Origin of the sequence: Chamaesiphon sp. (assembly GCF_041737865.1) — a bacterium.
In the GTDB taxonomy this organism is placed as follows: domain Bacteria; phylum Cyanobacteriota; class Cyanobacteriia; order Cyanobacteriales; family Chamaesiphonaceae; genus Chamaesiphon.
This window is the reverse complement of record NZ_JBGSQZ010000187.1, coordinates 1-23,316: the sequence shown is the minus strand read 5'-3', so window position 1 is coordinate 23,316 and position 23,316 is coordinate 1. Positions and strand designations below refer to the sequence as shown.

The window sequence follows — 23,316 nt, the reverse complement described above, 5'->3', positions numbered from 1 at the left end:
GGCACCCCGTCTTGGCGTTTTTTATGCGGGGGTTCCCCCCGCATAAAACGCCGCCGAATTAAAAAGCGACGCATCGACCTGGATGTTTCCTCCAGGTTGTGTGCGTCAAGACAACGACAAGGCAGCGCGTCAAGACAGTACATAACAACTGACATAATTTGCTCCAAACTAGCAATTATTGGCTGAAAACTACCCTCTACCCTCTCAATACTAGTAACTTTGTTTTGATGTAAGATTTGAGTCTACTAATTGCTGGGATGTTTGCCGCCAGAATGGTTCCGCCAGCGATCGCGCAAGCACTGCTAGTCAATTGCAGCGTTTTGGCTAATTTATCTTCAGATCCCGATCGGGTTTGCATGATTTTAATGGTTGATACGATCGATTGGACAAGCGAAGCAATATATTACTTTTGTCATCACTAATTTATAATACATGCAACAACCGCTGACTTCATCCGTAGTTATCAATTGAAGCTTAACTTGTCACTAATCGGGGAACCCGCCGCGCGGGGAAGCTTCCCCTAAGAGCTTCGCTTGTGTTCGTTTAGCGAATGCGAAACCGAACCGAGTCAGGGGAGTGTCAAACGGAAGAATATCGCTTTAAAAAAATCGCACAAAGGATGATAGATTTAGATCGTCGTTGAGTGCGTTCTCGATCGCTTAAATTGCGGATCTGCGGATCTGTGCATGGATTTGCCGATTTTCCATTTTCTATTTACGACTGATATACTAAGTGACCGATCCAACTCCACCTATCGATACACTCTTGGCACCATTTCACCAATTTGGGGTAAATTTGGGACTGGAGCGCATCCAAAATTTACTCCTAGCACTCGGTTCGCCTCATCAGTCGGTGCCGATAATTCATGTCGCGGGGACAAATGGTAAAGGTTCTGTCTGTGCTTATCTATCGAGTATCCTCACCGCCGCAGGTTACAAAGTCGGTCGGTATACGTCACCTCATTTGGTAGACTGGAACGAACGGATCTGCATCGACGATCGACCGATTAGTACCGATAGCGCGATCGCCGCACTACACCAAGTTATTGCCGCAATCGATCCTACGACCCCAACTCCCACACAGTTTGAAATTGTCACGGCGGCGATGTGGCTGTACTTTGCTCAGTCGCAAGTAGATATCGCCGTCATTGAGGTCGGATTGGGTGGGAGACTAGACGCAACCAATGTTTGCGAAAATCCGCTGGCAACGATTATTACGTCGATTTCGCTCGAACACTGGCAACAACTCGGCGATACGATCGCCAAAATCACCTGGGAAAAAGCAGGTATCCTCAAACCTAATTGTCCAGCAATTATTGGTACTCTCCCTCCCGATGCCGTAGCCGTAGTAACCGCCAGAGTAAACGATCTAAATTGTCCGACAATCTGGGTTAAACCCGCTGTAGCCACACCAAAACCCAACTCAACAGCCACAAACCCGTTAGCTGAAAATGTGCTGCCCTGGGTCGAATTTGCTGGGGTTAGTTACCCGTTGTCGTTGTTGGGTGAAATACAATTGACTAATTCAGCCCTGGCGATCGCGACTATTCAAGTCTTGCGCCAATCGGGATGGCAAATTAGCGAATCGGAGATCGGCTCTGGGATGGCAAATACGCGCTGGTTGGGACGGATTCAGTGGACGACTTGGCGAGGACAAAAATTACTTATTGATGGTGCCCACAATACTGCTGCGGCGATCGCCTTGCGAGAGTATGTAGATACCTTACACACGCCAATTAGTTGGGTAATGGGGATGTTAACAACCAAAGCTCACAAGGAGATCTTTCAAGCTCTACTCCGATCTGGCGATCGACTCTACATCGTCCCCGTTCCTGGGCATAGTTCCGCAGCTCCAGACACACTCGCCGACTTAGCTCGATCTAGCTGTACAGATCTAGAGATCCACACACATCCAGATCTCATCGCAGGCTTAACCGCCGCCATGACTCATGCCAATACCCATCAGCCAGTCCTCTGCGGCTCTCTCTATCTCCTCGGTCATTTTCTCAAGCTCAAGCAAACAGGTACTGATTGAGTTTAAAGTAATTGCTCAAACCGACAGGGCAGTTATTACCCATCCTCCAGATTTCCTTATCTGTTCTGTTCACTGTCCTCTACCCCCTAAAGCCTAAGCCTAACGCCTAACGCCTAACGCCTAACGCCTAACGCCTAAAGCGTTTCCAAATAACTGAGCAGATCCGCCATCTCTTGAGGATTTGGCTGAAACTGCGGCATGGGGGGAGTGTTGCCACTAATGACTTGTTCGATCAGACTATGGGGAGATTTGCGTTTGGAGATTTCGTGTAGACTAGGGCCTACTCGTCCGCCTGCGTCTAATCCGTGACAACCGCTGCAATTAATCTGAAAAATCGCATGTCCCAAAGTTGGATCGCCCTGTCTAGCTAACACACTGTTGATGTAGGGGTTGGTTTCTTGAATCGATCGCCAGCCCAAGATCGCACATAAACAGATTGATAAACAGGCGATAATAATTAACACCATCCGTTGCGATGATGGTTGCCTGATTTTAGGTAGTCGGATATCCAAGACGTGCCTGCTGTGAGTAAATTTACATTGAGGGTACAAGAAGGTGTAGACTTAACTTAGAGCTGGTCTCCACTTCTAATAGTGTATCCAAAAATCTCATATTTACGATACATTTCTTAAATATTTTTAGATTTCGATCCGATCGTGAAGCTTTACAGTGGTCGAATAGCACGAATACCTTGCGCCGATCGCCCTAAACCCGATACGCTAGAAAAAACTATTTTAACTAATTAAGGAGTCTCAACGTGGTAGAACCATTACTAGCTGGAATCGTCCTCGGTTTAGTTTTCATTACCCTCAGCGGTTTGTTTGTTGCGGCTTATATGCAGTACAAGCGTGGCAACCAAATTGGGCTATAGGCTATAGGCTATAGGCTTTAGGTTTTAGGCTTTAGGCTTTAGGGGTAGCGTCGCACTCGACGATTGTGCGTGCGATACTAGGGAGCGGGAACCTCGTCGGAACGACTGCGTTTTGATAATGTCTTGTCCAAAACTTCCCCTAAATCCTAAACCCTAAAGCCTAAAGCCTGACTTTCGCAGAAAGTCTTCTATGCCTGAAGCTGATAAAAGGAAATGGCGGTGTTTCCGTATGATTTGTAGCGACATAGTTCGAGTGTCGGGAGCGACAGTGGTAAGCTGCTAATCTGTGGATCTGGACTATGCTCTACGGCTATCTCTCCCATTGGGGCTAATAACTGATGCAGATCGATCGCAGCTAGTACTGGCTGATATAGTCCTCCCGCATAAGGTGGATCGAAATAAATTCGGTCGAATTTTTGACCGCCTAAATCGGCTAGTCGTTGCACCACGTCGCCGCGCAGGAGTTGAAATTTCTGGGACTCACCTGCGACTTTCTCCCAATTTTGGAGAGTAATCGTGACTGCTGCACTCGATCGTTCGATGCCTACTACCATCGCTGCATCTCGGCACAATGCTTCAGCACCCATCGCGCCACTGCCACTACACAGATCCAACCAGCGACAACCCGCGATCGATCCTTGCCAAACGTTAAATAAAGCCTGTCGGACTCGCGCAGATGTGGGTCTAGTCTCCAGTCCTGGTAGTGTTTTCAACTCTCGATTGCCACAAATCCTAATACTCATTCGTTCAGCTATTATCGATTACTTCCCATTCACTATGCCCTAAAGATTAACTTGATTGAAGTGATTGCGAGGATTGGATGTACGGGCGGTACGGATCTTTTCGTAGAGTTCGCGTTCGGCGGAACTGATATTTTTGGGAGTGGCAATAATGATTTTAGCTAATTGATCGCCGCGTTCGCCTCGGGGATTTGCCCAGCCTTTGCCACGTAGTCGCAGAGATTGACCAGATTGGACTCCAGCAGGCACATTAACTGTTACCATGCCATCTGGGGTAGGAATCTCAATTTGAGCACCTAGAACAGCCTCGTCGGGGGTCACAGGGACTTCACAGATCAGTTGTTCCCCATCGAGCCGGAAGAAGGGATGCTGTTGCAGTTCTACCGTGAGGTATAAGTCTCCTCGTTGTTTGTTGTAGGTATTGACGTTTCCTTTGCCACGTACTCGAATTCGACTTCCGGCTTTGGCACCGCCAGGAATCCGCACTTTGATCGTTTCATTACCGAGGTTAAAGCTTTTTTGGACACCTTTGTAGGCTTCGGTGAGGGAGAGACTAATCGTTGCTTCGCGATCGCCGCCAACGTTGCCCGAACCACTCGTGCTAGAATTTGGCGTGACATCAGCTCCATTCTTGGTGCCAGTTGGATTGGAATTGCTAGGATTATTAAAGCGACCTAGAAGTTCATTGACAAAATCATCAAAGTTGTTGTACTGGCCAAAATCAACCGTGTTGAAGTCGCTGGGTGGATTATTGCCAGGAGTGGTGCCATTGCTGCGAGTGTTCGTTCTTGGTTGTTCTGATTGTTTCCAATATTGTCCAAATCGATCGTATTGACTGCGTTTATCGACGTCCGAGAGTACTTCATTCGCCTCGGTGATTTCTTTAAATTTTGCTTCAGCAGTTTTATCCCCTGGATTGAGATCTGGGTGATATTTACGCGCTAGTCGCCGATAAGCTTTTTTGACATCATCTGCGCTGGCGTTCTTGTTCACCCCTAAGAGCGCGTAGTAGTCCCGAAAATTTGTCGCTGCCATATTTTGAGTGCGTGGCTAGTAGATAGAGATAACTGGTTGCCGTTGATGAAGCCTACTGTCGGTAGTCTTTACTTCATTATGCCCTTGATGTCTACAAATTTTATCGATCGCTGATTGTGGGGGGTGAATATAGAAGCAAAGAATCGGTTTTCAGGATAGATAGAAGCTGAATTATCTCATATCTTGCACCAAGTACTTCGATCGATCGTCATGTAGGAAAATGGGTAAAAGGGCGTCACGCTACAGTAGCACTGACTCTGAGTAATATGCGTAGATCTAGGGTACCCATGAAGGACACCCCTACAGGTTAATTGTGTAGCAGGGTGGATTAGTTGTCGCGGTAGGAAATCTGAAACCCTAGTATTTAGTCGTCAACCGCCCTGAAATATAATTTCGGGCTAACGACAAAAGTCCACTAAAGTGGACTAAAGAAAATCCTGTGATGACAATTAATCCACCCTGCTACAGGTTAATTGTGTAGGGGTGCCCTGTCTTGAAAAGGTGCTTCACTTGGGGTTTCCCCAAGTGAAGCACTTTTCGCTGTCTTGTCGTTTTTTTATGCGGGGGTTCCCCCCGCATAAAAACGCCGCTTCATGGGTACCCTCAGATCTCTGCTGTTATCTAGTCCTGTCAACTATCAACTGCTTGCACTGTTGGCGTTAGCCTGCCGTAGGCAATGCGTAGCCGAAGTGTCAACTATAGACTATCAACTACTTACCATGCAAAATTAACGCAACATCTTTGGCAAAATAGGTGAGAATCAGATCTGCACCAGCACGTTTGATACTCAGCAGAGTTTCCATGATGATTTTTTTCTCATCAATCCAGCCGAGTTGAGCAGCAGCCTTGATCATTGCGTATTCACCACTCACATTATAAGCGGCAACTGGAACGTTGCAGTTTGCCTTTACTTGGTGAATGATATCGAGATAGGCTAAAGCGGGTTTGACCATGACGATATCTGCACCTTCAGCGATATCGAGTGCGACTTCTACTAGAGCCTCCCGAGCATTAGCTGGATCCATTTGGTAGGTTTTTTTGTCGCCAAACTTGGGTGCAGATGCTAGAGCATCGCGGAATGGCCCATAATAAGCCGAGGCATATTTGGCTGAGTAAGCCAGAATTCCCACATCAGTAAAGCCATGAGCGTCCAAACCGCGACGAATTGCGCCGATGCGTCCGTCCATCATGTCTGAAGGGGCTACCATGTCGCAGCCAGCTTGAGCTTGAGAGATGGACATTTTGACCAGAATTTCGACAGTTTCATCGTTGAGGATGACACCGTGTTCGTCGATGACTCCATCGTGTCCGTGGGTGGTGAAAGGATCGAGCGCAACATCGGTAATCACGATCGTGCCTGGAGTTTGAGCTTTGATGGCTGTAACAGCACGTTGAGCCAATCCTTCAGGGTTGTAGCTCTCGGTACCAGTCTCATCTTTTTTTGCTTCAGGGACGACAGGAAATAAGGCGACGGCTTTAATCCCTAGCGTAAATAGTTCGGCAATTTCTGCCAGCAGGAGATCGAGTGTATAACGATAACAACCTGGCATCGAGACGATTTCTACCCGCTCGTTTTCCCCTTCCATCACAAACATCGGATAGATCAGATCGTCAACAGTGAGTTGGGTTTCGCTGACTAGGCTGCGGATACTTGGGTTGCGACGGAGACGGCGCGGACGCTGGGTAAGTGGGAGTTGACGATCTGATGGGGACATATATATGCGTAGATTGCCGTAGCCACTGATTATACCGAAAAAAATCACTCAGACACAAAACACTTTACCTCGCTTTACTAGGCGCAAAATCTCTAGCTCTGGTGCGTTACCCTGCGGGATAACACACCCTACAGTACATTTACAGCAAGTCTACCGATCGAATGATTTCATCTGGATTTCATCTGCGGCTGTCACACTAAGAACTATGCTCATCCACACTCCTGAATAGCTCGTGACTACAAAAACGATCGCACCTTCACAGCCCCGCATCGCCCCAGATTTCACGCAAGCAGTTGGTTCGGTACCGATCGTCAGACTAAATCGAGTCAGCCAACAATGTCAACAGCATCATCTCTATCTCAAACTTGAATCTTGCAATCCAGGCGGGAGCATCAAAGAGAAAAATGCAGTCTGTTTAGTAAATCAAGCTGAAGCTGATGGGTTACTGCAACCAGGGGGGACGATTGTCGAGTCTAGTTCGGGTAATTTTGGGATCGCCTTAGCGATGGTAGGGGCGGTACGGGGGTATCAGGTCAAAATCGTCATTGATGCGAAAACAAGCACTACCATGCGGCGGATATTGTCCGCTCATGGTGCCGAATTAATCGAAGTTCCCCTCACTGCTGCCGATCGCAATGGCTCGATGCAGGTAGCACGGATGGAAAAAGCCCAGCAACTACATCACAATATTCCTGGAGCATGGTATCCTTGCCAACATCTCAATCCTCATAACCCCGATGCTCATGAGATTTATACGGCGCGTGAGATTGAAGCAGCTTTTGATGGTGCGCCCGATGTAATTGTCATTGGTGTGAGTACAGCGGGGCAAATAGCCGGAATTAGTCGCTATTTCAAACAACGTTATCCGAGTACCAAAATTATCGGTGTGGATGTAGCAGGTTCGGCAGTATTTGGCACCCCACCATCTCCCTATAAGATGACGGGATTGGGTTTGTCTTTTGGCCCACCTAATTTCGATCCGAGCTTACTGGATATAGCGTATGCTGTGAGCGATCGCATTGCCTTTTCTTACTGTCATCAAATTGCCCAGCTCGAAGGTTTGTTACTAGGTGCGTCTACCGGAGCGATTTTAGCAGGTGGATTGGCTTATGCACAGGCTAATTCACACCGTGACTTGTCAATTTTAATGTTAAATCCCGATCGCGGCGATCGCTATCTGGAAACAGTGTACGATCGAGATTGGCTCAAGGCTAATCAGATCGAGTTATTTTCTAAACAACAACTTGAAGTAGCAGTTGGTCAGCTTACTCCGGTTAAAGTCACCAAAACTAAGTCCTAACTTGTCGTCTAGCGATCCTAAATCAGATCTGGAGCATTTCACTTTTTTTGCGGAGGTTAAATGCCCTCATCCCCAGCCCTTCTCCCTGAGGGAGAAGGGAGCCGGATTCAAAGTCCCTCTCCCTGAGGGAGAGGGATTTAGCGGCGTTTTTATTCGGGGGTTTCCCCCGAATAAAAAAACGACAAGACAGGGTGAGGGTTAAAAAGTGGGATACTCTCAATCAGATCCTTGGTATCAAACTGGTGCTCATGCGGCAGCAGCCTAACACACCCTACATTAACTAGAGTCTAGCGATCGACTAGATAATGTTGAATTTCCCTAAATACTCAGATTTTAATGTCTCGCAATCGTCAATTAATTCAACTGTGGCAACAATTTATTCCCTTATCATTGTCTGATGTGACGATGGCATTGGGAGATCCTTTAACTACTACTACCCTTGCCCATTTACCAGATCCGCGAACTAATATTGCCGCCGTAGGTGTCGCCAAAGCGATCGCCATTTTTTGTGAAAGTCCGATTATTATGTTGCTCCATACTAGCAATGCCTTGGCTCCCACTCAAGCATCTCGTCGGGCACTATGGAAGTTTGCCCTGATTGCTAGTGGCGCGATGAGTTTGCTGCTAGCTCTGACAACTATTCCCGCAGTTTTTGCGATCGTGGGGGAAGGCTGGTTGGGAGTGTCACCTAGTTTGAGCGGTACGGTGCGATCTGTGCTGACGATCGCAATCTTATGGCCATTGGCGATCGGGTGGCGGCGATATTTTCAAGGTTTATTAATTCATAGCGGACAAAGTTACGCGGTAGCCCAAGCAGGGATCGTGCGGCTGTTGGTAGTGGGGATAATTCTCGCTGGCGGATTTACACTCACAGCTAACGGTGCTGTCGTCGCAGGAATGAGCCTAGTCTGGGGTGTAATTGCTGAGGCGGTGGCTGTCACATATCTGGCGCGAAAGTTGGGAGCCACCAAGCTACCGGAGCTAATATCTACCCCAGAATTGCCCCAGGATGTCGCTGGAGTCTGGAAATTTTACGCACCCTTGGGCGGGACGATGATGCTAGTCTGGGGAGCGCGGGCGGCTCTAGTTGGCATTGTCGCACGGGCTGAGGATGGGGCGATCGCTCTGGTTGCTTGGCCTGCTGCTTGGGGCTTAGTCTTAGTTATCGCTAATTCGACGCGGATGGTACAGCAGATTATTATTCGCAATCGGCAGTTATTACCCGATCGATTATTAATTACCTTCGCGATCACAGTCGGAATTGTTTGCTCGTTAATTTTATTATCAGTCAGTGGGACTTCGATAAGTGCTGCGGCGATCGGTTGGTTTGTTGGTAATGATGAAGAACTAATCGCGCGGGTGCGTCCGGTATTATTAATCTGTACAGTAATTCCGCTATGCGTATCGGTACAAAATGCCATCCAAGGTTTTTTAGTCAGTGAAGGACACACTTGGGGCATAAATCAGGCTGCTTGGATCGGATCGATCGTGATGTTGGGTACAGCATATTTAGGCGCGCAATCGGGACAAAATGGCGCGATCGCTGCGGCAATCGGGATGATCTTAGGAAATATAATGGAAATCGGCTATTTATTCTGGATCTGGCGATGGAAAACTACTTTGCGGGCGAAGAGTTAAACAGTTGACAGTTGACAGTTGACAGTTAACAGCGAGATTTTTAGGATGGGGATTTAAACCCCTGATTTTAGTTAAATTAATTGATACTATGCCTACGGCAGGCTAACGCCAACAACATAAGCTTTGAGAGTACTCTAATCCGCACTCCCCAAAACTGGAATCTGAGGAGGGCAACATCTAAAATAATATGTAAAGGAATATTTAGAGATAGTTATGAGCGATCGATTAATTCGAGCAACAGCAGCAGATGGAGGAATTCGCGCAGTCGGGGCAATTACTACCAGTCTGACCGAAACAGCTAGAGTGCGGCATCGACTCTCGCCAGTCTCCACGGATGCTTTAGGGCGGGCGATGACTGCTGGATTACTGCTCACATCAGGGATGAAAACCAAGTTTGCCCGCGTCAATCTCCGCATGAAAGGGGATGGGCCGATGGGCGGACTAATGGTCGATGCTGGGGTCGATGGGACTGTCAGAGGCTATGTAAATAATCCCCACGTTGAGGTACCACTTACTGCTGATGGTAAGCTAGATGTCGGTGGTGCGATCGGTACGGAAGGCTTTGTTTATGTCTTTCGGGATCTGGGTTACGGTCGTCCTTACTCTAGTACGGTGGAGTTAGTTTCTGGAGAAGTTGGGGATGATGTTGCCAACTATCTACTTAGCTCCGAGCAAACTCCTTCTGCTTTGGTGTTAGGTGTCTCGATGGACAGCCAGAGCGTTCAGTCTGCGGGGGGAATTTTAATTCAGGTGTTGCCAAAAGCCGCGCGGGATGAATCATTGGTAACTTTGCTAGAATCACGAGTCAGCGGTCTGCAAGGGTTTACTCCTTTATTGAAAGCAGGTAAAGATCTGCCGGATATTTTCGAGGAGCTACTAGGCGATCTAGGCTTGACAATTTTTCCTGAAGAACGGAAGCTCAAATTTGACTGTCCTTGTTCCGAACAACGGATGTTAGACGCACTCAAGCTATTGGGGACGGAGGAACTCGAAGACATGATCGCGACCGACAAGGGTGCTGAAGCTGTCTGCGATTTTTGTGGGGAAATCTATCAAGTCAGTGAGGAAAAACTTACTCAGTTGGTGGGAGAGCTGCAAGTTCAGAGTTAATTAGCTAATTGCTGTCATGGAGGTAGGAGCAATTGATGAATTGCCCCTACCTCAAAGATCGAATGTTTAACAAAGAACAGAAGCTATGGCTTCGGGGTTGAAATCTCTAGCGGGACAACCCAATTATCAATTAATTTAATACCCAATATCCAGCGTTACTGAGGCTTCGACTTGTTGTTCGCCGCCGATAACTGGAGTAGTCGCAGCCGTTACGAGTCTCTGTCGCGTCATGTCTTGAGCGAGCGGAATTGGCGCGGGGGTGGAGTTACTATTAATTTGGATACCGATGACTTCTCGGCGTTTGAAATTGAGGCTGTCGAGGACGGCATCGGCTTGGCGTTGAGCATCTTGAGTAGCTTGTTTGAGAGCTTGAATTTGGGCGGTGGAGATCGCCTGTTCGCTAGCCACAAAACTTACCCCATCAATGCGAGTCGCACCGTTTTTGACAGCAGCATCGAGGATCGCACCCGCTCGATCGGTTGTCACCCGAAAGCTGATACTGTTGTTGGCGGTATATCCCGTGAGTTGGGGGGTACTGTTAGGTGGATAAGTATAAGTCGGATTGAGATTGATACCCGTGGTTTGGAGCTTATCTACCCGCTGCGTTTTGAGATAATCGATAACTCGTGTCGAGCGGGTTGCGGCGGCTTGTTGGGCAGCGGTTGGGGTTTTAGCTGAAACTTCGATCGCGAGTCGAATTTGGCTGAGTGTGGTGGGAATGGTGACAATCCCTCTACCACTTGCAGTTAGGGTGCGAGGTGGCTTCCGCTCTTGGGTAGCTCCAGGGGCAATTCCTGCCGTTAGCACAAAACTGGCGGTGAGTAAGAGTGCTAGGGCTGGTTTGGTATTCGCTCTCCAATGGGGATGAGAAATATTCCACCACTTTGAAGCACTGATTTGACCTGTGGACAAATGTAGCAACTGTTGAATCCTAGCCATTCGAGAAATTTTTTCACCATTGAAGCGTTGATTTTAATGACTATTTCGATCGTCAACATGTTTCCACTCCTAAGCAGCGATGAAGGATCTCACTCACGATGACGATAGATGTTTAGATTACATTTCTAATGGGCATATTAGATTTAGAGGATAGCCTGCCGTGGGCACAGTATGCCCGCCCGCTAAGGGTTAAGCTGCTCATTTAGGATGGCGATATCTTCACATTGGCGATCGTTCGAGTCGAACTGTGCTGGCTCGACAAGATTAGTTAAAATATATCAATATCAGTGATGACTAGAATTGTTGAAGCATTAAAAGATATTATCCATCAAGAACTATCAGGGCAATTAATTATTAAAGATGCACTGGATAGTTCACTAACTTGGGAAGCCTACTTTGGTAATGGCAAGCTGCATTTTGCAACTAGTACGCTGGGACAAAGGGAACGATTAGTCTATTTGATTAGACATCATCATCCTGATTTCAATGTGAGCGAGTTTCCGATCGGTCAATCTGATTACCAGTTTATCTGTCAGCAATGGCAGTCAGGTAAACTATCACTTCAACAAGTTCGCCAATTAGCATTTACTAGCACTCAAGAAGCTTTTGTTCATATTATGGCAATTGGCAATGCCGAGATGGAATTTAATCTTGATGCTAAGTTAGACGTATTGATTTTGTCAGCTTCAGTTCAACAAATTATCACTCCAGTCAAGCAACTAATCTGGCAATGGCAGAAAATCCGACCGCATATTGCTTCACCATTAGTCAGAGTATATTTATCTAATATTGACAGTCTATACAAGCTATTGTGGCAACAACTTCAAAGTACTAAAGCGATCGAGTCCTATCAAGCTGCACTGACTCAAAATCTTTGTCTTTATAGCACTGCAAATCAACTAAATGTTGATGTCCAAGAACTTACACATATGCTGTTGCCTCTAGTTCGCAATCGCAGCGCACAGATTTCTGGATATGGGCAAAAACAAGATGAAGACCGTCCATTGATTGCCTGTATCGATGACAGTCAAACAGTCCAAAATAGTGTGAAAATAACTCTAGAATCTCAGGGTTATGAAGTCATAAGTTTGCTAAAGCCCGCCCAAGCGATGACAAAGCTAATTCGCACTCATCCGATCCTGATTTTGATGGATATCAGTATGCCAGATATTAATGGTTACGAACTCTGTCAACTCTTACGTAAATCGCCTAGTCTCAAACACGTACCAATTTTGATGCTCAGTAGTCGCGATGGGCTATTTGACAGGCTCAAAGCAAAAATGGTCGGTGCTAATGATTATATGACTAAACCATTTACACCTACAGATCTGGTAAATTTAGTAAACAAGTATGTGTCTCAAGCTCTAGTCAATGCTTAAATTAATTGATAATTGATAATTAGTTTATTAGTGCGGATCTGAAAGAAGTTATAGTGTGAGCACTCATGACAACGTATTTATCTCACAATTGGAATGCTTACTTCAGCTTGAAAAAAAATTCAAGAGTTCCCGATTTACAATTTGAGGTACTTCTTGTTGAATCCAATGCCCACACTGAGGAATTAGTTTTAGTTCAAAAGGTGCAGAGATTAATTTTTCCATCCCTTCTGTCAACTTATTACTGAGAAAATTATCTTCTTCGCCCCAGAGCATTAGCGTCGGAACAGTCACCATTGGCGGCGAATTATTCCAGTTTTGAAGCCAATTTTGAGGCGTAGATAGATTTCGATAGTACTTGAGTGCAGCAGTTAAGACTCCAGGTTTTTCTAAAGCTTCCTGATAAATTTGATTATCCTCGGCTGTGAATGCCCCTTTTCTAACAGCTTGTCCGCGAAAAACATTGATGGTAAAATCTTTAAGGTTTTGTTGGATCAACCATTCTGGTAAACCAGGTATTTGAAACGCAAACATGTACCAACTGCGGCGCAATTGATCGACATTGCCAACCATTTCCTGCACTAATCGCTGTGGATGAGGTGCATTGAGGATCGCCAATCGATCGAGTACTTGAGGGCATTTTTGGGCTAGATGCCACGCAATCGCCCCGCCCCAATCATGTCCAGCAACATGAGCTTTCACGTACCCTAGAGCCTGAATTAGCCCCTGTACGTCGCTACTAAGGGTATCGAGATCGTAGCCGCCTGAAGGTTTGTCTGAATAATTGTAGCCCCGCAAGTCGGGAACGACGACTTTAAAATGACGGGCGAGGGCGGGAATTTGATGTCGCCAAGAGTACCAAAATTCAGGAAACCCGTGCAGTAAAACGACCAATTCGCCCTCGCCTTGGGTGACACAGTGCAAGCGAATGTTGTTGGTTTGGATAAATTCATGCCGCCAACCCGAATCTATGGAGGCTGTGTAAGGTTTCATTGATGTCTGGCTATATTGACCTGACTATTAGTATAAACCAGTGCTTGGCGATCGGCTGTAATATCGGGAGTGTCCCACTTTTTTGCGGGGTTAGTGAGATTTGCATTGGCTCTGGTGCGCTACCCTTCGGGATAACACACCCTACAGTATGCTTACAAATCAAATAGGACTGATATCTAGCCCAGTGGGGTTGAAATTCTCACTGGACAGCCCAATTATCAACTATCTATTATCAATTAATTTAACTTGGATATCAAATCCTTTGTTCTGCATTCTATCTACTAACTCAGTCGGATCTTGAACCCAAAACTGTTTGCCAAATAGCACTAATTGATACCCACTATCGCCACGGACGATCGCATATACAGGGGTTTTGATATCTGGGGTATCGACAGAATACTCTTCTAACATTGTCTTCAGTTCTTGAGATTGGATCTCGTCGATCGCCATCTTAATCGGCAGCTCAATTAAGACTATATGTTGGGATTGGAGTTCGGGTATAGGTTGATGAATAGCATCATAATCGATCGCGATCGCTTCATCAACGATCATCTGAAGTTCATCATCATCTTTCTTACGGCTGACTTTACCAACTAGAATTACTGACGTATTTGCTATAAGTAGATCTTTGACTTTCTCATAAGCTTCAGGAAAAGCGACCGCCTCTAATTTGCCACCAGCTAGATCGGTCAGTTTGAGAATAGCCATCGACTTATTTTCTTTTTTAGTCTGGACTATTTTCACCTCTGTCAGCATCACTACCACTTTAGCTTCTTTACAAGGTTTCTCAATTTCAATAATTCGCTGAAAATCATGTTTTTGAAATTTGGCAATTTTTTCAGCACTTTTGAGGGGATGATCTGAGACATATATGCCTAGAAGATCTTGCTCGAATTGCAACCGTTCCTGAGATGAATAGTCACTAACTACAGGAGATTTTGGGACAGCTTCAAAACCACCTGAATCTGGTTTGGAGTCATTAAACAAGTCAAATAGATTACCTTGCCCGATCGCTTTTTCTTTAGCCCGATTTTGCGACCATGGAATAATCACCTCTAGATCGTTGATTAATTGTCGGCGATTGGGGTCGATATTATCAAATGCACCACATTGAATCAGTGATTCCAATGTTCGCTTATTGACAGATTGGAGACTGACTCGCTGACAAAGATTAGCTAGAGATAAGAATTCTCCATCTGTTTCTCGTGCGGTGAGGATGTTTTCGATCGCTGCTTCGCCCACGTTTCTAATTGAGGACAATCCAAACAGAATATTTAACCGATTTGGTCGTGCTGGATCGATTACTGGTCGAAACTTTACATACGATCGATTGATATCTGGCGGCTCGACTTTGATATCCAAAGTTTGCTCACAATTATTTAGATATCTAGTCATTTTATCTCGATCGCCACTATTTGCCGTCAATAGTGCCGACATATATTCAGCCGGATAATTAGCTTTAAGAAATGCTGTTTGATAAGTCACATAAGCATAAGCTGTAGAATGGCTTTTATTAAAACAGTATTCAGCGAATAATACCATCTTATCAAATAAGGCATCTGCGATCGCATGTTCGACTCCGTTCTTCGCAGAGCCATCGAGAAATTTCTCTCGCTGTTTATTCATTTCATCGGCTTTCTTTTTACCCATACATCGCCGCAAGATGTCGGCTTCACCGAGGGTATATCCTGCCAAATCTTGAGCGATCTTCATGATCTGTTCTTGATAGACAATTACCCCATATGTTTCCTCTAAAATTGGTTTGAGGATGGGATGCTCGTAAGTGATGTCTTCGCGCCCGTGTTTGCGATCGATAAAAATCGGAATTAGTCCCGCATCTAGCGGCCCAGGACGATACAGTGCGAGAATAGATGATAGATCTTCGATACTCGATGGCTTCAATCTTGCTACCACATCTAGCATCCCCGAAGATTCTAATTGAAAGACACCTTCTAAGTCGCCTGACTCGACTTGTTTATATGTTTTCTCAACATTGGGCGGACGTTTATTTACTGCACCTTTATTTAATATTTTATAGGTACGTCGTTCCTCAAAAGTGATATCATCTGGATCGATTTTATCGCCTTTAGTTTGCTCGATCGTATCGAGGGTATTTTGAATGATGGTTAGATTCCTCAGCCCCAAAAAGTCCATCTTGAGTAGACCCATTGAATCCAGATCTTCCATATAGTACTGAGTAATGACCGAGCCATCATTATTCCGTTGCAATGGCACAATTTCATCTAAAGGTTGTGCCGAAATCACCACCCCAGCCGCATGAACGCCGAAAGTTTTGTTAGTCCCTTCGATCCGCATCGCCATATCAATCCACTGTTTGGCTGTGATTTTTTCACCAGTTTCAGGATCGGCATATTCACCCGATTCGTACGCCTGTTTAAACTCTGGTACCGGAGTTTTATCCGAAATCATCACCGCTAATTTAGTTGGTTTCCCCCGCACGACGGGAATCATTTTCCCCAATTCATTTGCCGCACCATAGGGAATATTCAACACCCGCGCCACATCTTTGAGCACCGCCTTAGAAGTCATCCGGTTGAACGTGATAATTTGCGCTACCCGATCCTTCCCATACTTGTCCGTCACATAGTCAATCACCTCCGCCCGACGTTCGATACAAAAGTCCGTATCGATATCTGGCATCGACTTCCGTTCGGGATTGAGAAACCGCTCGAATAGCAGACAATGATGTACGGGGTCGATATTGGTAATCTTCATCGCATAGGCTACCAGAGAACCCGCAGCAGAGCCTCTACCAGGGCCGACGGGGATAGCCCTGTCGCGGGCAAATTTGATATAATCCCATACAACTAGAAAATAGGTCGAAAATCCCATCCGATCGATCATTTTCAGTTCATAATCGAGACGTTCCTGATAGACTTTATCGATATCTCCATACCGTTGAACTTTCAGCCGATCCTTCAATCCCTCCCGCGAGATTTCCTCAACAAAAGTAGCTGGAGTATGCCCAACCGGAATCGGAAAGTCAGGAATCTTTGGCTCACCCAGGATATTATAAGGTTGAATCTTGTCAGCTACTTCGAGCGTATTAGCGATCGATTCAGCAATTACATCATCTGGCAAATGATCGCGGAATAGTAGTGCCATTTCCTCGGCAGATTTGAGATATTCATTGCCGCTATACCGCATCCGCTTATCTTCGCGGATTAGTTGCCCAGTCTGAATACACAATAGAGCGTCATGCGCCTCGACATCATAACAAGAGACAAAGTGCGAATCATTTGTCGCAATCAGTTTGATATTCAACTCACGGGCAATTTTGACGATTTCAACATTAACAACCCGATCCTCTTTCAAGCCGTGATCTTGGATTTCTAGGTAGTAATCTTCACCGAAACGATCTTTGTACCATTTGGCAACTTTTCGCGCCGCATCGGGTCGTCCAGCCATGATTGCTTGCGGTACTTCCCCACCCAAACAACCACTAGTGACTATCAATCCTTCTTTATATTTCTCGATATATTCTTTATTAATACACGGACGCGCAAATATCCCCCGACCCTGAAAGCCTTCGAGGTGAGATACTGTTGTTAATTTAACTAAATTCCGATATCCTTGGGTATTTTTTGCTAGGATAACTTGGTGAAACTTCTGATACCGCTTCTGTTGGGTGAAGTCACCGTTGATCACATACATTTCATTGCCAATAATTGGCTTGACATTGCGCGATCGACAGACTTTAATTAATTCGATCGCTCCATACATCACACCATGATCCGTCAAGGCGATGGCGGGCATCCCCAATTCTACCGCTCGATCGACCAAATTCGGCAACTGACTAGCTCCGTCCAGCAGGCTATAGTCACTGTGCATGTGCAAACCAACGAAAGTCATAGGTTACGTGGTAGAGGGTAGCGATTCGCGCTCGTCGGTTGTCCTGACGGTGTAGCGAATCAAGACAGGTGTGCTGTGGGAATGGGGAGTTAATCTTCTGCTAGCAGTTAATTTAATGGCAGGTGGAACTATTATAGTATGCTTTTCATAGTACTTTAGCACTATTTTACTAGATATTTGTGCTTGCTAATTTCCAATGTATAATTGGGGGATATTAAACTTTCAGGATCGTGAGCAAAATTATGCTCGACCCCACAACCATTGAAAAACTGACTAATACCTCGATCGACGAGCGAATTAGTATCATCGAAATGTTGTTAGGTACGTTGAAAAACGATATCAAAAAAGATGGTCTTCCTCGGACTGATGGGATAAAACATCAACGCCCTGCTTTTGGATTTATGAAAGATACTGGTAAAGTTCTTGGAGATGTAGTTAACCCTGTTATTGATGAAAATACATGGGAAGTTCTACAGTGAAGCTTCTGCTCGATACCCACATTTTGCTCTGGTATGCGCTGGGCGATCCTAAACTTTCAGACAACCTTCGATCGATTATCGCCGCAGACACTACTAAACTTTGGCTGAGTCCAATTAGCATCTGGGAAGTTCTCCTCTTGGCTGAAAAAGGTCGAATATCTCTCCAGTCTAACGCAAATACTTGGATCGATAAATCCTTAAAATTGTTAAGCATCTGAGAAGCTCCACTCAATTATCAGATTGCAATTCTAAGCCGTCAAGTCGATCTGCCTCATCAAGCTCCTGCCGATCGATTTATTGTAGCTACAGCAATTTATTATGAACTCCAGCTAGCAACCGTCGATACTAATCTAACTAGTACTGCTTGGCTAGAAACAATTAGTTGATAATAAATTAGACTACAGCTAATTTATTATTTGTGTTTTTACTAGATCGCATTTACCAAGGAACTAGAATTTTAAATCATATTTATCTGTACCCCAATTTTAGCCTAGTCATCTTCGTTCCGCACGCCCTCGCGTTCTTCCCGACAACTATTTAAGGCGTGTAGAGCGCACATATTCCAAAAAGCTCCCCGACTTCTTCAAGAAGTCGGGGAGCTAAACAGGCGAATACATTTCTACGTTTCTTCTGATGGGTTGGATTGTCCGAGTACTGGTACGAGATAAGCAACCAATAGTCCCACTATAAACCCACCACAATTGCGTAATAATGGCAACAATTCTTGTGTGCGAGTGACTACTGGCGCGATGCCAAATGCAAAGAATAAAATCCCCCATAATGGCGAGAAAATCAATGCCCACTGCCAAGCAAAACCCTCTCCAGGCTTGCGATATTGTCCGGCAAAGCCACAAATTACACCACCAATCGCCGAGCTGATCAGGGTCAGGTTCCACTGCTCATCGGGTAATCCTGGCACGACATTACAACCACCTTTGACTAGACAGGTTTTGACTGCGGCTAGGGAGTCAAGCACGGCGTTGTCCTCACCGTTTTCGCGCACGTAGTACAAATTGCCAAATCTGGTTTGCAGCTCGATCCAGAAGGTTCTGGGCATCAGCTTGTAGACATCATCACCGACTCGAAAATTGAGGGTATTCCCACCGCGTGAGTCGGAGACAACTAAAACGCTTTTTTCATCTAGTCCCCAATATTTCCGCACCGCACGTCCAGGGGTGCGATCGTATTGAGTCAAGACTCGGAGCTTCCAGCCAGTCTCGGTTTCAAAGGTTTCGATATCCTTGACTAATCTCTCTTCTTGGATGGCGGTGAAGGTTCTAGCCAGATCGATCACAGGAGTCTGGATTGTGGGCAAGAGTTCGGGATTGTCAAAGGCTTGCGCGGCGGGGGCGATCGACCACACGGATATACTTAAAACGATGGCAATGGCAGATCCGAGCAGGCGGCGTAATATCATTTTTGATGAAGGCATTTTCTAATAAAGTCAGTTAAATCGTTGTCCCAGCCTCTACCTTCGCAGATGTGCGAACGATTTTGGAGCAGCGGGTGAGAATTAGCATCGACATTCACCATTGCCGATCTAGATGCGGGGTAATACCGGAGAGGATTGTCTTGAGTACATACCTGGTGGCGATTGTGGCTACTAGATTCACACACCGATCGCGACCATCTCTACCGACAAAAATTAAGCTATTATTAATTTACTTTACAATACTTTACTAGAAAATGGAATCGCTTTGCCCAAGGGTGTTTTAGTTAGAATTAAGAAATATTCTTCCTGCTTACCTTAATTATTATGGCAACTACCACACTTGGCAATACTGGCATTGAAGTGACACCGATGGGTTTTGGCACTTGGGCTTGGGGTGATTCGATCTTTTGGGGATACGGCAAAGACTACGGTGAGATGGATTTACGGCTGGCTTTTCAAGCAGCAGTCAACAAGGGGATTACTTTTTTAGATACCGCTGAGGTATATGGCTTGGGCAAGTCTGAGGAACTAATCGGTAAGTTCATCAAAGAAACTAATGCAACTACCCAAATCGCTACCAAATATATGCCTTTACCCTGGCGGTTTCGGGCAGAAGATGTCGCCGATGCCGTCACAGCCAGCCTCAAACGCCTGAAAATGCCCTCGGTAGATTTGTATCAAGTCCATTTTCCCTTTCCATCATTTTTGAGTCAAGAAGGCTTGATGAATGCCCTTGCTGATGAAGTCCAACAAGGGCGGATTAAAGCTGTGGGAGTGAGTAATTATAGTGCCGAACAACTCCGCGAAGCACATCGGGTATTAGCTCTGCGGGGTGTACCTCTGGCTGTCAATCAAGTGCGGTATTCGCTCATCACCCGTGAAATTGAGACGAATGGGGTACTAGCTGCCGCCCGCGAGTTGGGTGTGACGATTTTGGCTTATAGCCCGTTGGCTCAAGGATTATTGACGGGTAAATACACGATGAGTAATCCGCCGACTGGTGCTCGGAGTTTCGACAAGCGGTTTCAGACTGCTGGTTTGATTAAGCTCCAACCAGTTTTGGATAAGCTCAATGAATTGGGTGAAAAGTACTCTAAAACTCCTGCCCAAGTCGCTCTAAACTGGCTGATCTGTCAGCCTGGAGTGATTCCGATTCCAGGGATCAAAACCGCCGCTCAGGTGGATCAAAATGCCGGAGCGATCGGTTGGGAGTTGTCCGAAACAGATGCGATCGAGTTACGTCTGAAAGCATTAATAATTTAAGATCTAGACTAAATAACCCAAGTTGCTACTGATAACTCCAGCGGTTTCTAACCGCTGCTTGGAGTGCAAAGTCCGCCTTCGCGGACTAATATTTCAGTCCGCGAAGGCGGACTTCGCATCATCAGCCGCGACTTTAGTCGCAGGCAAGAAATAGGTAGCAACTTGAGTTAAATAAGAATCATCATAGCGATCGATAGCTTATCGCCATGAGGACGATCGTGATTATTTAGCGATAGCCTTTACACCAAGGCTTTTTTAGCTACCAAGTACTTACTCATAAAGTGAACTTCGGTGGGTAGTACTTCAGCAAAACCAGCTTTATTGAGTCGATCGATCAGATCGTCTTCCATGTAGCTACGATAGTAAGGCTCGTGGAATGTTTCATGGAACATGTGCATCATTGCTTCCAATTCTGGGGAATCAGCCACCTGAATCGAATCACAAATAATTAATGAGCCACCTGGTTTGAGGACTCGATAACATTCATCGATCGCATTTTGACGTACTGCTGGCGGGAGTTCGTGGAATAAGAATACGCAGGTGACGGCGTGGAAATAGTTGTCTACATAGGGTAACTCTTCGATATTCCCCTGCATCAACTGTACTAGCTCCCCTGGCATGTCGGCGAGTTGCTCGTTGGCTTTGCGGAGGTAGGCTCCTGAGAGATCCACCGCAAACAACGAAGCTTGAGGTAGCATCGCGCGTACGCCTCGGAGTGTGCGTGCGGTACCACAAGCAGCATCTAAGATGCGGATTTGCTTGGCGGGAACATCGCTAAATGCTGTTAAGCTCGCTTTGAGCGGAGCCAAAATCCGACGGCGCATCGCGTCAGCACTACCACCGAAGAGGATTTCGACTTGCAGATCGTATAAATTAGCCGAGAGATCGCTCAGGTAGCCGCCAGTTTGATGATGAAAATTCTGGACGTAGTAGCTAGGATAACCCTCTGTCTCAATATCTCGATCGAAATCTTGATGTTTTTTGCTGTCAGCACGTGCCCAAATACCTGGTAGATCCGCGACTAAGGAAGGGTACTGTTTCAAATAATCTACCCAAGGCTCATCGAAGAGCAAGCTGGTTGGGTAAACGCCATTTTCGGCATCTTGCCAATCTACCGCCAGGAGATCGTTGACGCGCTGCTGAAGCTTCGTAATCAATTCTGGGGGTACCGGAATCATCGGCAGATCGTTGGGCTTGAGAGCCTTCCGGGCTTGGATGCTGAGAGTTTTGTGGGCGAAGCTCAGGTAGCTCTTGCCTTGTTGAAGGGTTTGGTAAGTTAGCTTGGTGAGGGTATCAGCCATGGCGGCAATCTTTTTTTGCAGGAGTATTATAAGTAAATCTAACGAATCTTTAAGAGTTTGTAAATTAGATCCACTTGTTTACTCCAAAAATCAGTGAATTTTTTTGGCTGCTCCACCTCAGTGGACAGGGAAACATACTAGACCGAATACTGCTTCCGTTTGCGCGTGTTTCTTTCCTGTGGAGAATACTCACACCCCAACCCTTAACACTTAATATGGTTTGTGTTAGCATCAGGAGAAATAGGTCTTAAATCCTAAAGTAAACATGAGCAAAGTGCTGGTGTTAAATGCTTCCTACGAGCCGCTCAACATCACTGGTTGGCGACGTGCGGCGATCTTGATGCTCAAGGGAAAAGCAGAACAGGTAGAACACAGTGGCAAATATTTAGCAAAAGACTTTCCACTCCCAACGGTGATTCGCTTGCGGCACTATGTGACAGTACCGTATCGAGAAATTCCCCTCACTCGCCGCAATGTCCTCAATCGCGATAATCACACTTGTCAATACTGTGGTCACAAAGGTGATAGTCTGACCCTAGATCATGTCATGCCTCGATCGCGTGGTGGCCCAGATACCTGGGAAAATCTGATTACGGCGTGTATGCGGTGCAATGTCAAAAAGGGTAGCCGCACTCCCAAGGAAGCTAATTTACAGCTTTATACTCAACCCCGTAGACCATACAGCAGTCTGCACTATGAGGCCGCTACTCATATTAATAATGGTTCTCATGCTGAGTGGCGTAAGTATATTATTGGGATTTAGATCGGAAATTAATATAGCCACGTTCTTGACTGCCGCGTTCAGTACATCAGTTCGATCGGCTACAACAGACTACAGTAAATTGAGAGTAACAGTAATTAGATCCGATTCTCCTGGGGAGAGGTTTCTCTTCTCTTCGTAATGCCAACGGCAGGCTAATTGTGCTGTTGGCGTAGCCTCTTGGCGATGCGAAGTCGTTCCCGCGAGCCTGCGCTTTGCGTTTATTACGCCAACGCCAACACCAACGAACTAAAAAAACTGTATCAACCAAAATATTGCCAAGTTTGTTGAAGAACATCTTGGCTGCGATGGTTGGTAAGCTGTCAAACATTTAAAACACTCTTTTTGTCCTCTAGAACCTTTGCCGCAAGGGATTCAGTCAAAAAATTTAGATGTAAAACAGCTTATATCAATTAAAGCACTTAGCAATAACTTTTATCAAAGAGGACTAGTTTAT

Annotated in this window: 19 protein-coding genes and 1 pseudogene; 10 read left to right on the top strand and 10 right to left on the bottom strand. The window is 45.9% G+C overall.

Annotation, left to right across the window (positions count from 1 at the left end; all coding sequences use genetic code 11):
• Positions 1-196: 196 nt before the first annotated feature.
• On the bottom strand, positions 197-358 hold the full coding sequence (locus ACEW9J_RS14000) for a hypothetical protein (protein WP_373545730.1): 162 nt from the start codon (positions 356-358) through the stop codon (positions 197-199).
• A 374-nt stretch (positions 359-732) separates the two neighbouring features.
• On the opposite strand from ACEW9J_RS14000, the gene ACEW9J_RS13995 reads away from it, so the two are divergent.
• Entirely contained in the window at positions 733-2,034 is a 1,302-nt protein-coding gene (locus tag ACEW9J_RS13995; RefSeq protein ID WP_373545729.1) for a folylpolyglutamate synthase/dihydrofolate synthase family protein, read from the top strand.
• 134 nt (positions 2,035-2,168) lie between these two features.
• Here the strand turns inward: ACEW9J_RS13995 and ACEW9J_RS13990 are convergent, their stop codons facing one another.
• On the bottom strand, positions 2,169-2,501 hold the full coding sequence (locus tag ACEW9J_RS13990) for a c-type cytochrome (RefSeq protein WP_373545728.1): 333 nt from the start codon (positions 2,499-2,501) through the stop codon (positions 2,169-2,171).
• A gap of 290 nt (positions 2,502-2,791) precedes the next feature.
• Here ACEW9J_RS13990 and petG point away from each other — a divergent pair, with 290 nt between their 5' ends.
• On the top strand, positions 2,792-2,905 hold the full coding sequence (petG, locus tag ACEW9J_RS13985; protein ID WP_373545727.1) for a cytochrome b6-f complex subunit V: 114 nt from the start codon (positions 2,792-2,794) through the stop codon (positions 2,903-2,905).
• 188 nt (positions 2,906-3,093) lie between these two features.
• Here petG and rsmD read toward each other — a convergent pair whose 3' ends face one another.
• The 3 genes from rsmD to hemB form a co-directional block, all read right to left on the bottom strand.
• Positions 3,094-3,648 carry a 16S rRNA (guanine(966)-N(2))-methyltransferase RsmD gene (gene rsmD, locus ACEW9J_RS13980; RefSeq protein WP_373545726.1) on the bottom strand — a complete coding sequence of 185 codons (555 nt, stop codon included), beginning with the start codon at positions 3,646-3,648 and terminating at the stop codon, positions 3,094-3,096.
• A gap of 39 nt (positions 3,649-3,687) precedes the next feature.
• A complete protein-coding gene (locus ACEW9J_RS13975; RefSeq protein ID WP_373545725.1) occupies positions 3,688-4,680 on the bottom strand; it encodes a DnaJ C-terminal domain-containing protein in 993 nt (330 codons plus the stop codon).
• A 710-nt stretch (positions 4,681-5,390) separates the two neighbouring features.
• On the bottom strand, positions 5,391-6,395 hold the full coding sequence (gene hemB / locus ACEW9J_RS13970; protein WP_373545724.1) for a porphobilinogen synthase: 1,005 nt from the start codon (positions 6,393-6,395) through the stop codon (positions 5,391-5,393).
• Positions 6,396-6,627: 232 nt separating this feature from the next.
• On the opposite strand from hemB, the gene ACEW9J_RS13965 reads away from it, so the two are divergent.
• The 3 genes from ACEW9J_RS13965 to hslO all read left to right on the top strand — a co-directional run bounded on the left by ACEW9J_RS13965 (position 6,628) and on the right by hslO (position 10,443).
• Positions 6,628-7,695 carry a PLP-dependent cysteine synthase family protein gene (locus ACEW9J_RS13965; protein WP_373545723.1) on the top strand — a complete coding sequence of 356 codons (1,068 nt, stop codon included), beginning with the start codon at positions 6,628-6,630 and terminating at the stop codon, positions 7,693-7,695.
• Between the two features lie 336 nt (positions 7,696-8,031).
• Positions 8,032-9,333 carry a hypothetical protein gene (locus ACEW9J_RS13960; RefSeq protein ID WP_373545722.1) on the top strand — a complete coding sequence of 434 codons (1,302 nt, stop codon included), beginning with the start codon at positions 8,032-8,034 and terminating at the stop codon, positions 9,331-9,333.
• 213 nt (positions 9,334-9,546) lie between these two features.
• Positions 9,547-10,443, top strand: a complete 897-nt coding sequence (gene hslO, locus ACEW9J_RS13955) for an Hsp33 family molecular chaperone HslO (protein WP_373545721.1) — start codon at positions 9,547-9,549, stop codon at positions 10,441-10,443.
• A 135-nt stretch (positions 10,444-10,578) separates the two neighbouring features.
• Here the strand turns inward: hslO and ACEW9J_RS13950 are convergent, their stop codons facing one another.
• The gene (locus ACEW9J_RS13950) at positions 10,579-11,382 is read right to left on the bottom strand and encodes an SIMPL domain-containing protein (protein ID WP_373545720.1); all 804 of its coding nucleotides are present in this window, start codon (positions 11,380-11,382) and stop codon (positions 10,579-10,581) included.
• 290 nt (positions 11,383-11,672) lie between these two features.
• Here ACEW9J_RS13950 and ACEW9J_RS13945 point away from each other — a divergent pair, with 290 nt between their 5' ends.
• Positions 11,673-12,761: a response regulator gene (locus ACEW9J_RS13945; protein WP_373545719.1), complete on the top strand. Its 1,089-nt coding sequence runs from the start codon at positions 11,673-11,675 to the stop codon at positions 12,759-12,761.
• A 102-nt stretch (positions 12,762-12,863) separates the two neighbouring features.
• Here the strand turns inward: ACEW9J_RS13945 and ACEW9J_RS13940 are convergent, their stop codons facing one another.
• Together ACEW9J_RS13940 and dnaE are read right to left on the bottom strand one after the other, a co-directional pair.
• Positions 12,864-13,751: an alpha/beta fold hydrolase gene (locus tag ACEW9J_RS13940; RefSeq protein ID WP_373545718.1), complete on the bottom strand. Its 888-nt coding sequence runs from the start codon at positions 13,749-13,751 to the stop codon at positions 12,864-12,866.
• Positions 13,752-13,973: 222 nt separating this feature from the next.
• Positions 13,974-17,624, bottom strand: coding sequence for a DNA polymerase III subunit alpha (gene dnaE, locus ACEW9J_RS13935; RefSeq protein WP_373545717.1), 3,651 nt, complete (start codon positions 17,622-17,624; stop codon positions 13,974-13,976).
• 242 nt (positions 17,625-17,866) lie between these two features.
• Here dnaE and ACEW9J_RS13930 point away from each other — a divergent pair, with 242 nt between their 5' ends.
• Positions 17,867-18,103, top strand: coding sequence for a hypothetical protein (locus ACEW9J_RS13930; RefSeq protein WP_373545716.1), 237 nt, complete (start codon positions 17,867-17,869; stop codon positions 18,101-18,103).
• Positions 18,100-18,489: pseudogene (locus ACEW9J_RS13925) on the top strand (type II toxin-antitoxin system VapC family toxin). Before ACEW9J_RS13930 ends, ACEW9J_RS13925 begins: the two are co-directional and overlap by 4 nt.
• Before the next feature lie 233 nt (positions 18,490-18,722).
• Here the strand turns inward: ACEW9J_RS13925 and ACEW9J_RS13920 are convergent.
• Entirely contained in the window at positions 18,723-19,520 is a 798-nt protein-coding gene (locus tag ACEW9J_RS13920) for a TPM domain-containing protein (protein WP_373545715.1), read from the bottom strand.
• Between the two features lie 339 nt (positions 19,521-19,859).
• On the opposite strand from ACEW9J_RS13920, the gene ACEW9J_RS13915 reads away from it, so the two are divergent.
• Complete coding sequence (locus ACEW9J_RS13915; protein WP_373545714.1) at positions 19,860-20,798, top strand: aldo/keto reductase; 939 nt, start codon at positions 19,860-19,862, stop codon at positions 20,796-20,798.
• A 239-nt stretch (positions 20,799-21,037) separates the two neighbouring features.
• Here the strand turns inward: ACEW9J_RS13915 and ACEW9J_RS13910 are convergent, their stop codons facing one another.
• Positions 21,038-22,099, bottom strand: a complete 1,062-nt coding sequence (locus tag ACEW9J_RS13910) for a class I SAM-dependent methyltransferase (protein ID WP_373545713.1) — start codon at positions 22,097-22,099, stop codon at positions 21,038-21,040.
• Between the two features lie 265 nt (positions 22,100-22,364).
• Here ACEW9J_RS13910 and ACEW9J_RS13905 point away from each other — a divergent pair, with 265 nt between their 5' ends.
• Positions 22,365-22,862, top strand: coding sequence for an HNH endonuclease (locus ACEW9J_RS13905; RefSeq protein WP_373545712.1), 498 nt, complete (start codon positions 22,365-22,367; stop codon positions 22,860-22,862).
• Positions 22,863-23,316 lie beyond the last annotated feature (454 nt).